At 38.2% G+C, this 12,481-nt stretch carries 10 protein-coding genes and 2 tRNA genes; 7 read left to right on the plus strand and 5 right to left on the minus strand.

The features are described 5' to 3' along the window. The first annotated feature begins 4 nt into the window (after positions 1 to 4). The 7 genes from RM529_RS06295 (at position 5) to RM529_RS06325 (ending at position 7,015) form a co-directional block, all read left to right on the plus strand. Positions 5 to 1,261: an ATP-binding cassette domain-containing protein gene (locus RM529_RS06295; RefSeq protein WP_311483904.1), complete on the plus strand. Its 1,257-nt coding sequence runs from the start codon at positions 5 to 7 to the stop codon at positions 1,259 to 1,261. Positions 1,262 to 1,430: 169 nt separating this feature from the next. After that, positions 1,431 to 4,016, plus strand: coding sequence for a DNA mismatch repair protein MutS (mutS, locus tag RM529_RS06300; RefSeq protein ID WP_311483914.1), 2,586 nt, complete (start codon positions 1,431 to 1,433; stop codon positions 4,014 to 4,016). Between the two features lie 181 nt (positions 4,017 to 4,197). Next, positions 4,198 to 4,270: transfer RNA gene (locus tag RM529_RS06305), tRNA-Gly, on the plus strand. Positions 4,271 to 4,288: 18 nt separating this feature from the next. Further along, positions 4,289 to 4,373 (plus strand) — tRNA-Leu (locus tag RM529_RS06310). 1,347 nt (positions 4,374 to 5,720) lie between these two features. Further along, positions 5,721 to 6,176 carry a DUF4468 domain-containing protein gene (locus tag RM529_RS06315; protein WP_311483905.1) on the plus strand — a complete coding sequence of 152 codons (456 nt, stop codon included), beginning with the start codon at positions 5,721 to 5,723 and terminating at the stop codon, positions 6,174 to 6,176. Between the two features lie 157 nt (positions 6,177 to 6,333). Then, positions 6,334 to 6,492 carry a hypothetical protein gene (locus RM529_RS06320; RefSeq protein ID WP_311483906.1) on the plus strand — a complete coding sequence of 53 codons (159 nt, stop codon included), beginning with the start codon at positions 6,334 to 6,336 and terminating at the stop codon, positions 6,490 to 6,492. A gap of 67 nt (positions 6,493 to 6,559) precedes the next feature. After that, the gene (locus tag RM529_RS06325) at positions 6,560 to 7,015 is read left to right on the plus strand and encodes a GNAT family N-acetyltransferase (RefSeq protein WP_311483907.1); all 456 of its coding nucleotides are present in this window, start codon (positions 6,560 to 6,562) and stop codon (positions 7,013 to 7,015) included. Between the two features lie 68 nt (positions 7,016 to 7,083). Here the strand turns inward: RM529_RS06325 and RM529_RS06330 are convergent, their stop codons facing one another. The 5 genes from RM529_RS06330 to RM529_RS06350 form a co-directional block, all read right to left on the minus strand. Then, positions 7,084 to 9,318, minus strand: coding sequence for a hypothetical protein (locus RM529_RS06330; protein ID WP_311483908.1), 2,235 nt, complete (start codon positions 9,316 to 9,318; stop codon positions 7,084 to 7,086). 18 nt (positions 9,319 to 9,336) lie between these two features. Beyond that, complete coding sequence (locus RM529_RS06335) at positions 9,337 to 10,557, minus strand: hypothetical protein (RefSeq protein WP_311483909.1); 1,221 nt, start codon at positions 10,555 to 10,557, stop codon at positions 9,337 to 9,339. Between the two features lie 107 nt (positions 10,558 to 10,664). Next, positions 10,665 to 11,048, minus strand: coding sequence for a hypothetical protein (locus RM529_RS06340; protein ID WP_311483910.1), 384 nt, complete (start codon positions 11,046 to 11,048; stop codon positions 10,665 to 10,667). 11 nt (positions 11,049 to 11,059) lie between these two features. After that, positions 11,060 to 11,332 (minus strand): helix-turn-helix domain-containing protein, encoded by a 273-nt coding sequence (locus RM529_RS06345; RefSeq protein ID WP_311483911.1) that lies wholly within the window; start codon positions 11,330 to 11,332, stop codon positions 11,060 to 11,062. A 70-nt stretch (positions 11,333 to 11,402) separates the two neighbouring features. Beyond that, a complete protein-coding gene (locus RM529_RS06350; RefSeq protein ID WP_311483912.1) occupies positions 11,403 to 12,251 on the minus strand; it encodes an RteC domain-containing protein in 849 nt (282 codons plus the stop codon). Positions 12,252 to 12,481 lie beyond the last annotated feature (230 nt).

The raw sequence follows: 12,481 nt of genomic DNA on the forward strand, positions 1-12,481 counted from the left end.
TAAGATGAAGCAAATAAAACATTACGCCCTGGACGGCGGGGAAAATTCAGCGAATCAAAAATGGTTTCAGAAGTTGTTAAGTGGAGATGCCGAAGCAATTCTGCCTAAATTAAATTCCGGGAATGGCGCGGTTTTTTCTGATGCTGTTCTGGATAAATTTATAGAGGAAGATCACAGGCACGGGAGGTCGAAAATTGCCATTTCTGAAGGCCGGTCATTGCGCACGTTTTCCAGTGGAGAAAAACGTAAGGTTTTGCTAAACTTTCTGTTGAAGCAAAATCCGGAATTTCTCATTTTAGATAGTCCGTTTGATAATCTTGATAAGGAGTCGGTTGCAGATTTGAAGTTGAGACTTGAAAAAGTATCAGAAACTGTTCAAATTATACAGATTTTTAAGCGGAAAGAGGATATTCTGCCCTTTATAGATGAAGTTTTGGAAGTAGAAGGCGGAAAAGTGCAAAAAACTATCAAATTAGATCAATTTTTAGCTGAAGAATCTTCCGAAGAAGTGTTTCCGAAGATAAAAAATATCCCCAAAGCCCCTGCGCAATTTGAAGATATCCCGGAGGTGCTGGTAAAGCTGGAGAAAGTTTCGGTGAATTATGAAGAGCATCCAATTTTGGCAAATATCAGCTGGGAGATCAAAAAAGGCCAGTTCTGGAAACTCACCGGGCCGAACGGATCGGGAAAAACGACCATTTTGAGCATGATCTACGGAGACAATCCCAAGGCTTATGGTGAAAACGTGTATTTATTCGGAAATAAAAAGGGCAGCGGGGAAAGTGTATGGGAGATCAAAAAGAAAATCGGCTATTTTTCCCCTGCCTTAACCGAATTATTTCACAGAAGGAACACAGTGCTGGAAATGGTAGTTTCCGGATTAATGGACAGCATCGGCCTTTACCAAAAACCAAATTTTAAGGATTTGGTATTGGCAAAGGAATGGCTAAAAACACTTCAGCTGGAACATCAGGAAAAAAAGGTGTTTGTGGATTTGCCCTTGCTGCAACAACGTATGCTGCTTATTGCCCGGGCCATGATCAAGCACCCGCCATTGCTGATTCTGGATGAACCAACTTCAGCATTGGACGATAAGAGCACGCTTAAAATCACCAATCTTATCAATATTATTTCAGCTGAAACGGAGACCGCAGTAGTTTATGTATCGCATAGAAAGGAAAAGGGCTTAAAACCGGAATTTGAATTTAAGCTGATTCCTTCAGAAAATGGCTCTGTTGGGGAAGTTTCTGTCAGCTCGTAATTCGTAGAAATTCAAAATTTTTCATTTTAAATATTGTGATAAGTGATGTGGATAAAATTAGATAACTTCCAAAGCATTCTTTTCTAATCAATCCTGCGATTCTTTATTTTAGCTGAAATTAAAATTCCCGATTTTGGCAGCCAAAAAAGCACAGCAAGTTACCCCTTTAATGAAGCAGTATAATGCCATAAAGGCAAAATACCCTGATGCTTTATTGTTATTCCGCGTGGGGGATTTTTACGAAACTTTTGGCGAAGACGCGGTAAAAGCTGCACGGATTTTAAATATTGTGCTTACCAACCGTAATAACGGCGGGGAACGAACTGAGCTTGCCGGTTTCCCTCACCATTCCCTCAATAATTACCTGCCAAAACTGGTAAAAGCGGGACAGCGGGTGGCGATTTGCGACCAGCTGGAAGATCCCAAAATGACCAAAAAAATAGTGAAACGCGGAGTGACGGAACTGGTAACTCCCGGGGTTGCGCTAAGCGATGAGGTGCTGAGCAGCAAATCCAATAATTTTCTCTGCGCGATCCACTTCGGAAAAAAAACTATCGGGATTTCTTTTCTGGATGTTTCTACCGGTGAATTTCTTACCGCCCAGGGCACCTCGGAATATATAGATAAACTGCTTCAGAATTTTGGCCCGAGCGAGGTGTTAATTCAGAAGAAATTCAGAAAAGATTTTGCGAAGGAATTTGGCGAAGATTATCATTGTTTCTATATGGAAGACTGGCTTTTTAAGCAGGATTTCGCTACAGAAACACTCAATTCCCATTTTCAGACAAAATCTTTAAAAGGTTTTGGGGTAGAGCATTTGGAAGAAGGCGTGATTTCTGCCGGCGCAATTTTACATTATTTAGCCGAAACCCAGCATCATAAACTTCAGCATATAACTGCCATTAGTCGTATTGCTGAAGAAGAATATGTGTGGATGGACCGGTTTACTATCAGGAACCTGGAGTTATACCATTCCACCGCCATGAACGCGGTAACTTTGCTGGATGTGATCGATAAAACTATTTCTCCGATGGGAGGAAGGCTGCTGAAGCGCTGGCTGGCCTTGCCACTTAAAAATGCCGAGAAGATCAGGAAACGGCATGAAGTGGTGGAATTTCTTATTAAGAATTCTTCGGTTTTAGCTGAAGTTCAGCAGCATATTAAAGAGATTAGTGATCTGGAAAGGCTTATTTCCAAAGTGGCCACAGGGAAAGTATCGCCAAGGGAAGTAAACCAGTTAAAACATTCCCTGGATGCCGTAATTCCGATTAAAAAACTCGCAACCGACTGTGATAATGAGGCGCTAAAAATTATTGGCGATAACCTGCAGAATTGTGATTTACTGCGATCGAAAATTAAAGAAAGCCTTTCGGAAAGCGCGCCGGTAAATGTTCAAAAAGGAAATGTGATTGCTGAAGGTTTTTCCGCAGAACTTGATGAACTGCGAAAATTGGCATTTTCGGGGAAGGATTATTTAAACAATATGCTGGAGCGCGAGACTAAAGCCACGGGCATTACTTCGCTAAAAATTGCCAGCAATAATGTATTTGGCTATTATATTGAAGTGCGTAATTCGCATAAAGATAAAGTTCCGGAATCCTGGGTGCGTAAGCAAACCCTGGTTAATGCCGAAAGATATATCACCGAAGAGCTGAAAGAATACGAGGCTAAAATACTTGGTGCGGAAGAAAAAATCCTTCAGTTAGAGCAGGAGCTTTTTGGAAAACTGGTGTTGTGGATGAGTGAATATATTCAGCCTGTACAACAAAATGCGCAGCTGGTAGCGCACCTGGATTGCTTGTCTTCATTCGCGCAGCAGGCTAAAACCGAGCAATATTGCAGGCCGGTTATTGAAGAGGAATTTGAGCTGGATATTCAGGAAGGTCGGCATCCTGTAATTGAAAAACAGCTGCCAATCGGGGAGAATTATGTCACGAATAATGTGCAGCTGGACAGAGAAAATCAGCAGATTATTATGATCACCGGGCCTAACATGAGTGGTAAATCGGCTATTTTAAGGCAAACTGCACTTATTGTTCTTATGGCGCAAATGGGAAGTTTTGTGCCTGCAAAAGCTGCTAATATCGGACTGGTAGATAAGATTTTTACCAGGGTAGGAGCGAGCGATAATATTTCTATGGGCGAATCTACTTTTATGGTGGAGATGAACGAAACGGCGAATATTCTGAATAATATTTCCAAGCGAAGCCTGGTGCTTCTGGATGAAATTGGCCGCGGAACCAGTACCTATGACGGGATTTCCATTGCCTGGGCCATTAGCGAATATTTGCACGAACATCCTGCCCGGCCAAAGACGCTTTTTGCCACCCATTACCACGAACTGAATGAAATGTGCGATACGTTTACCCGAATCAAAAACTTTAATGTATCGGTAAAGGAGTTAAAAGATAATGTCCTTTTTCTTCGGAAGCTGGTGCCGGGAGGCAGTGAGCACAGTTTTGGGATTCATGTGGCCAAGATGGCCGGAATGCCGCAGCAGGTTCTTCACCGTGCAAACAAAATTCTGAAGAAACTGGAAAAATCACATGCCATGGAAGATTCAGGAGAAATCCTGAAGAAATCTGCGGAAGATGAAATGCAGCTAAGTTTCTTCAACCTGGACGACCCGTTACTGGAAGAGCTGAAGGAGGAACTGTTGCATATTGATATTGATACACTTACCCCTGTGGAAGCTTTGATGAAGCTCGCGGAGATAAAAAGGATGCTGAGTAACAAGCAGAGGGCAAAAGCCTGAACATTTGACAATGATCGATAAACAACAATCTGTTGAGCAGAAGGCGGTTATCTCAGGGTCGATAATTTTTAAAATTTCAGGCTCAATTTTTTTCTTCATTTTTTAAAAAAGTTCTTTGCTATTGTTGTAATTGTATTAAATTTGCATCCGCTTGCTTAAAGCAGCAAAGTTCTTAAAAAACGCGAAAATAGCTCAGTTGGTAGAGCGCCACCTTGCCAAGGTGGAGGTCGCGGGTTCGAATCCCGTTTTTCGCTCTTTATTCACATTTCCACGCTCGGGTGGTGGAATTGGTAGACACGTTGGACTTAAAATCCAATGGACAATGCGTCCGTACGGGTTCAAGTCCCGTCCCGAGTACTTTAAAAACCTGTAAAACTCTTATGGACAAGGCTTTACAGGTTTTTTTGTGTCCTGTTGACAAATATTTGACAAAGGAAATTAAAAACACCTCCTTTTTTCGTGCTTTTGAAGATCGTATGAAAACTGGCTTAAAACCATAGTGTTATTTAGATTCATTATAAATAGTGTGATAGTGTAATTTTAACCTTTGCGCGTAATGATTCCAACAAAGTCTTGCCTTTTTATCGTGCGAAAAACTTAATTTCCGCTCCCGCGCAATGACTGTTAAAAAATCTTGGGTATTCTAAGAATTTACGCGCGTGTTGTGATATGGAAAAAACCTTCATTGCAACTTCCTTTTTTATGGGTCGGAAAACTCTTTGCTGCCTGCGCGCGTATAGACTCAAAAAAACTTCAATGATTTTAGGAGGGTATTCTTTTAAGTCGTTCAATTCGTTAAGTTTTAACCTCAGCGATTCTTTAAGGTTTTTCGACAATTAGTCGACGATTAAATAAAACCCGTTCATTACGTTCTTGCGCGTGAACAGATACCATAGAAGTCTTAAAGACTGTACGTGCGAACAGATACCCATATATTCATGTGCACACGTTGTGACCTCGAAAAAACCTTTGTTCGCGTACGCGTTGTGATTGCCCAAAAACCTTAAATGAAAATTCCATGCGCGAACAGATGGTGCGATATTCCGGTTTTATCCTCTCTTTTTTACCGTGTTAAAAACGATTTCATTTACACGTAATTTTTTTTGTGAAGTTTTCTGGGGTCTATACGGCGCTCGTACTGCTTGGATTTTCAATCTTAGGTATTCTTAGGATTTTTGAATACTAAGTTTTGCTAAGTTTTTAATGTTAGGTATTGTTAGGAAATTCACTTCTTTGAACTTTTAAAACCCTTGGGGTAATCTTGGGGTTTTTTAAACCTTGACAATTCTTGACAATTTAGAAAACCTTTGTATTTTCAATCTGGTTTATTCTCTGAAAATTTGAAATGTCAACTTTTGTCAACAGGTTTTTAGGCTTTCAATCTTATTAATTCTTACTAATTTTCTCATTTCAATCTCAGGTTTTCTCAGGTTTCCCATTCTTACCCTACCAGGAAAAATTAATATTTTCCAATCCGAGTAATTCCGAGTATTTACGCCAATTTTTTACATATTGTTTCGTTGGCCGCTAAAGCATATAAGGACCGTTACAAAACCTTCTTTTAATGTGTCCAATTCGTCCATTTCCTCGCGCGCATAGTGTCCAAAAGGTATCTTTTATAGGGGGCATTTTCCCCTTGTATGTCTTAAAAAAACGTTCTGAAAGAATAGTTTCTATATTTGAGGTTCAACTAAAACCTTAATTATGAAAAAATGCTTATTACTTTTTGCTTCAGTGTTATTTTTTTCTTGCTCCGCTTACGTACCGGTTAACGTTAGTCCGCAGTCTTCGAGTAAGGAATATGAGTTAGAAACAAGTAAAGACGATCTTTATGTTCAAGTGAATAATTGGATGATCGATAGTTTTGAAAATGCAAAATCAGTTATTGATTTTTCAGACAAAGAAGCAGGGATTATAACTGGTAAGTATCTAATTGGCGAAGTTTATTCAGCATCTAATAATTATGGTCTTACTGACGTTTACGCTACAGTTAGAGTTCAAATAAAAGACGATTACGCAAAATTAACCGTTACTCCAGAAAATTACCAATATATCGATAGTGGGGATGTTTCTGAAGATCACAAATTGCCTGTTGAAAAAGTGAATCGACAAGTTAATACCCTTTTAGAAAGTTTCGAGCAATACGTTGCTAAGAACTAATCTAATTTAGAACCGTTATAAATTAGACTCTATTTGGTAATCAATTAACTAATCATATACCGAGTTTTACTAATTTTGTGGTACAAATTGTACAACATAGTGTTATTAAACTATGGTATGATTATAGAGAGTATAATATTAAATCGTAAAATAGTCTATGGCTAAACCTATAAAAGAGACGCCTATATTGCGCGGCAAAGATGCTAGAAATTTCGTTAGCAATAATCGTGCTGTTAAAAAGGTAAGTGAAGAAGAGAAAAGGCAGATAAAGGAGAGTTACAACGCATTGAAAGGTATTTCCAGATTTGCTTTTTGAAGGATTTGAATTAATAAGGCTTGAGCCTGGTACCAATATTAAGCCGTTCGACTGTGAAAATACAGATTTGAACGGCTTTCTTTTTGATGATGCTCAAAAATATACTGAGGAATTATTGGCTACTACTTTTGTTATTCAATCTTCCACAGAAACCGTAGCCTATTTCAATTACCTTAATGATAAAATTTCTCATCATGAAATAGGCAATAAGGAAAAATTTATAAAGCGAATATCTTCTCTTCTTCCTATAGGAAAAGACGGTTTTACTAGTTATCCTGCTGTAAAGATTGGCAGACTTGCTGTTTCTAAACAATACAAAGGAAAAGGGTTTGGTCGTGAAATATTGAATTTCACTAAGCAACTTTTTGTAGATAATAATAGAACAGGATGTAAATTTATTACTGTAGATGCCTACAGAGAGTCCCTCAAATTTTATGAAAAAAATGGCTTCAAATATCTCTCAAGTCGAGATGTAAAATCCGATACTCGGTTAATGTACTTCAACCTTGAAGCAATTAATTGAAGCAGCCTGGCCACCACTAGCGGTTTTTTTGTCTGCCCTCGCAAAAGAACTTTGCGCCTCATCGATTCTTACCCAAATACTCTCAGTAATTTAAACTCAAATTCATTTTTCACCTCAGTTTTGAACATAAAAGCCCGTTCTTCTATTCCGGTGTCCGAGGGAACATATTTAAACATTCCGTAATAATTGTTGATCCTTTTGCCGTTACTCTCTGTGTGACCCTGAATTTTCTCTAAGATTGTTTGATCAAACGGTAATTTTGCTTTTATCCATTCAGGTTCAAATATTGGCCGGTCAAGTTTACCTATCTCGAAATCTGCATTTTCTTTTACCGGGTCTTCGCCTGGTAATTGTGTCATAAGTTCGCTGTTGCCCTCACTAGAGGAAAAACGAACATAATCTTCAGGCATATAGTATAAACCACCATTAAACCACCTGGAATGTCTCAGCAGATTGTTTGCCGGGCTAAGTCTGAGGTTAAAAGCGGTATCTGGAGAATAAACCCCGGTAGGGCGTTGCTCAAAATCATCCTGCCATTTCTTAGGTTCGTAAAACTTGGCGGCCCTGGTTGATCTGCTTATCGATCCGGTTTCCTTTGCATCGATTACAAAATTGTCTTTGTCGTAGGGGCTATCCTCTTCTGCCGATTCTCCATACTGCCGTCTTCGTGCATCTTCTACTCCATAGGAATCAGTGCGGGACGGGCTTAACACTTCAAATTTGTTACCTGGCACTGTAACGGTTACGGGGGTAATCCAATTGCCTTGCGTATTGTATTCATCTAGGCCTAACGGTCTTTCGTAATCGCCTCCTTTTGTGTACCCGGTGGTTATAGATGAATAATAGAATTCGGCTGCTGTTGTTCGTTCTTCTACCTGAATTTCGCCTAAATCTACTGTAACATATCTTTGAAAGAAATAATCTATATTTTCAAGTACCAATTTCTGCTTTGCTCCTTCTGAAATTATGCCATAGGCTACCGGGGTAATGGCGTTCAAAGTTTTGTATAGATCTTCCCAACTCCATGTAATAGGCCATTCAATTACTTTTCCCTGTTCGTCGGTTTTTGCTAAATTTCTGAGCCATCCCCCGGGCATTGTAATAAGATCTTTCCACTTCCCGGAAGAAAGAATACTACTTTCAAAACATGGTTTTCCTGTGTATATTTCACTTAGTCTTTGTCCGGCTTCAAACAAAGTAATTGCTTTTGCTTTTGTACGTTGGTAAAAGGAATCTACTGCCACGGTCACTTTTGCGTTATAGTCTGAGTAGTGAACATCCGCCCATCCGTCAAATCTTATCGGAAATCCTCCCCCAAATTGCCCCACCATAAGAAGTCCTAGTGCAAAACTTTCATTTATCTTAGGTTCAAACTCTAAAGGTGTTGTTGTGCTGTAACTTATTAATTGTTCGTTATCATCGTCTATCCTTCTAGGATCTCCTATGTCTTTTAGAATGGTTCTGCCTCCTTCCTGCAATCTAAGGTTGTCCCCGTTATCGTCGCATATGTACCTATCTAAAACTAATTTTAGGTTGAGGTCGTTTATTCTGTTTCCTGTCACATCGAGTTTAAAACTTGTATTTATAGAAAACCTTGTGCGCCCCATATCTCGCTCAGCCTTATAATAAAACATATTGGCCATGCTTGGGTCGTTCCATCGGTCATCTAGTTCATACGTAGGAAAAGGAGGTTGAATATTTTCGGGGTCTGCATTCGCTATTACATTTAGCGGTAAAGGATGAAAGGAGGTTCTATCTTCGTCTATAGAATTCCACTTTCCACTATGGGCTGTAAATTCCTGTACGTTTTCATTTCTCAATTTGCTCAGCAAGTAAATTTCCCTTCCCTGAATACTTACCTTATCTGTATTTAATTTGGGGATAGAATTTCCTTTAATATCAGTAGTCCGGTTAAGTTCAAATTTCTCCCTGATGTTTGATACGAGTAATTCTCTTAAACCTCCTTCCATAACATCGCATTCGAAATACCCGTCTTTGATTTTTCTAGTGGATAATTCAAGATAACCGGCAAAGGATAAATTCCATTCGTCTGTCTGTGGATGCTTAACAAGTTTAGTAAGTTTAACATTGGCCTGGACCTTATCAATTTTAAAGGCTCTTTCCAGATATTCTTTTGCTGCTCCGGTAAATCTTAAATTATTGGTTAGGTTAACGAATATTCCGTATGTTTTTTCACTTCGACCAATTAATAATTTTGTGTCGTCCCATCCCATAGGGTCCTGATCAAGTTCTAATTTTCCAAATTTGGAGTTAAGGATAAATCTGATTCTGTTGTCAAACATCGTTTTTTGTTTTAATTATTAAAAAGTTGCCAGGTTAAACAGAGTCGTTTGCGATCTGCTGTAAATTCTTTGTTGCTGTAGTTTAAGATTGTTGTGTTTGTTTCTGATGTTATGGGCAATTTCCTTTATCTGAGTTTGGTGATCTTTATTGCTCCAGTTCCGGGAAAGGAACTTTCTTTTCACTTCATCAAAGATTTTAATATCGGTTTTGAAATAGTATTTCAGGCCGGTATGACTTAGGAGAATACTGCCTTTTTTCTGCATTGAAATGTTTATTCCGGTAACCACACAAAAACGCCTGTTTTCGTCCTTTTTCTCAGAAGCCCCAACACCCGTTTTTAACCGTATATGTAAAGGGTTAATTTCGGGTGTTGAGGTATTTAAAAAGTCGGCCTTTTCTTTTATCAATTTTGCTATCTGATCTTTGATGTTTTCCGGTTGTGCTTTGGCAATCTTGTTTAAATTGTTCCGGTGGTACTTTAAACCGTCATAGGTTAGATTTTCCCAGAAATTGGGGTTACTGTACCTGTTTTCGTACTTCGTGCCTTTCAGGGCTTTAAAATCGTAAAATATGACCTGTTGCCATTGTTTTAAAAGTATGGGTGTAAAGTTCTGTAATCCGAAATTCAGTAAATCTTCTAAAGTGTAAATGCCTTTACTGTTCAGGTCATGCATCTTTGTATATTTCATTTCGATTCTCATAACCTCATCTTCAATTTTAAAACCTCTGTTTTTATAGTGGGTTTTCTTATCGTAGATCTTTAAAATATGCCTTTGATGTTGCGCCTGGATATAGTTTCCTTCATCTCTGGTTAAGACCCATTTAAGCCGGTCAGTTTTATGTAGTAAGCATTGTTTTAAGATGCTTTTAGTCTTGGCCGGTGGATTGATGTTAACGCCTATTTCTAACTGCTTTAGAACGCAGTTTTCAGGACGTACCCTAAAATTCTTTTTCAGGTTTTCCAGTACATCTTGTATTTCGTTAATCCCGAAGTCATTAAAATTATGAGCGCCTTTGTTCCAGTATTTATGTAAACTCCCTTCAACTGTTATGCGTTGCTCCGGGTTCGCGGTTGTGGATGCATAAATTTTAAATTCCATTCCCCTGAAATATGCGTTTAAGTATGCTCCTAATTCTCCCGTTTTGGTATTGACTTTGTTATGAAATTCCAAATAGGGGCTGCGCTCCAGATAATGCGGCGTAACTCCTTTGAGTTCATATTTAACAAAGTCAATCAATTATAATTTATATCTTTGGGGTGGGTATGCGTTGCCGTATTCCCGAACATTTGAACAATTAGAGGGGGTTGAACGCCCCTCTTTTTTTGTTTTATATCTTCTAAGAATTAACTAACGGTTTGCTCTATTAATTTGTTTAAATCCCGGGTGTAATAGTTCTTGAAGTAGTAGAGGGTAATACAACTTTTGTTCTCTGTGAATTGTGCCAGGATGAGGTTCTTTTTTTTCTGGCTGTCGCCAATATAGATACCCGGTACAGTCGTTTTAAAAAGTCCTGTTATCGGTCTGCTCCATTTCTTACCCTGTCTAATCTTTAGCCAATAATCGGGCATTGACTTTGCGTAATTGCGGTCCTTCTGAACGTTTATTGTTTCAGATAGTAGGGAAGTGCCGTTAATGACCTCAGCAAGTTCATAATGCTTTACGCTTCTGTATTTGCCGGGATTTATTTCTTTGTAACTATGTATAATCGGTGTCGGGTGCGCTGCCATTGCTGAAAGTTTTAAAGTTCAACAATAGCCTGTTCCACTTCAGACCGTTTGTAGTAAACGCGGTTGCCTAAGGCGTGCTTTTTGAGTTTACCGGCTTTTGTCCATTTAAAAAGGGTGGATAGATCAATTTTAAGCATTTTCGCGACCTCAGCGCGGCTTAAATATTCCTCTGGCTCTTTGGGTTGAAACTCTTTTTGAAGTGCAGTTAAAAGCGAAGTCTTTAATTGATCTACTAAATCCTGTGTGAAGTTTTCGGGGTCTTGAATAATTTGTACTTGTTGCATAACTTTAATTTTTATGTTATGCTTCAAAATTCCCTCTATTTACCTCTTTTCAAAGGTTACTAACGTAGTACTAACGTCTATTTTCTTTCGTAATGTAGTTGGTTAATGAGGTTTTTAAATCGTTTATAAATATAGTTTCGTTATCGTTGTTTCTATTCTTAATGTCCTGAATAATTTTATCAGGATATTTTATTTCCACGTCAAAGAACTGAGAAATGTTTTGAATTACTTCTTTCTGAGTACCACTAACAGAACCGTTTTCAATAAGGGCTTTAATTAATTCTATTAACTGTGTTTGAGTTCCTTCCCACTTTATTTTGCTTTTTCCCTTGTTAGGGTTTTTATGGTTTTCAAGAATCTTTAGATCCTCAAATTCTTCTAATTCTTTTTTGAAATATTGGATGCGGTATTCATTTAAATTATTTTCTTCAAATAATTGTTTGCCTTGTAAAGAGTGAATAATACTTTTTAAGGATTTTAGAATTTTTTCCTCCTGATTGTTAGCCATTAAATCTTCTACCCATAATCTGTCTCTGTATCTTTGCAAGCCTTTTAAATCCTTGGATGCTAAAATATTAGAATAATGGACTCTAAATTTATCCAGTATATGAAATTCATGATCTGTTTCATGAACAAATTTTTCCCATAAATTCGCTTTATCAATATCATTTTCAGCATCTTCTACCACCATATCAATATAATAATTGATTCCTTCTAAAATTTCATAACTGTAATATTCATGGGATTCCTTTTCCTTCTGGAAAAAATTTTTGATCAGAGAAATATTAGTTGTGGGGACGTTAGTAGATAAATCGTATTCGCTGTGTAGATAATACACCATAGAATGAAGACTCCCTCCTGGCGTAATATTTTCACGAATTTCGGATTTTAGAGCATTTATGCGGTTAGTCAGGTACATTTGAAAGGGTTTTATGCGTTGCCATTACTAATATACTAAAAACCCCTTGCCGGGTTTGCAAAGGGTTTATGCTTTATAATTTTGGTTTGAATACCGGTACTTCAATTTTTATATTCCGCTCTTGGGCTAATTTGAAGAGCCGCTCCTTTTCTGCTCTGCTTTTCTTTAAATCACTTTCTATCATCGCCTCAGTAACTTTTCCTGATTCAATAATTTCCTTATGAAGTTGT

The sequence above is a fragment of the Autumnicola edwardsiae genome (genome assembly GCF_031846505.1).
Taxonomy (GTDB): Bacteria; Bacteroidota; Bacteroidia; order Flavobacteriales; family Flavobacteriaceae; genus Autumnicola; species Autumnicola edwardsiae.

Excerpts from the sequence above, each read along its gene's own strand:
- mutS (WP_311483914.1), top strand. The coding sequence starts at position 1,431 with ATGAAGCAGTATAATGCCATAAAGGCAAAATACCCTGATGCTTTATTG.
- RM529_RS06340 (WP_311483910.1), bottom strand. The coding sequence starts at position 11,048 with ATGGCAGCGCACCCGACACCGATTATACATAGTTACAAAGAAATAAAT.
- RM529_RS06345 (WP_311483911.1), bottom strand. The coding sequence starts at position 11,332 with ATGCAACAAGTACAAATTATTCAAGACCCCGAAAACTTCACACAGGAT.
- RM529_RS06320 (WP_311483906.1), top strand. The coding sequence starts at position 6,334 with ATGGCTAAACCTATAAAAGAGACGCCTATATTGCGCGGCAAAGATGCT.
- RM529_RS06295 (WP_311483904.1), top strand. The coding sequence starts at position 5 with ATGAAGCAAATAAAACATTACGCCCTGGACGGCGGGGAAAATTCAGCG.
- RM529_RS06350 (WP_311483912.1), bottom strand. The coding sequence starts at position 12,251 with ATGTACCTGACTAACCGCATAAATGCTCTAAAATCCGAAATTCGTGAA.
- RM529_RS06330 (WP_311483908.1), bottom strand. The coding sequence starts at position 9,318 with ATGTTTGACAACAGAATCAGATTTATCCTTAACTCCAAATTTGGAAAA.
- RM529_RS06315 (WP_311483905.1), top strand. The coding sequence starts at position 5,721 with ATGAAAAAATGCTTATTACTTTTTGCTTCAGTGTTATTTTTTTCTTGC.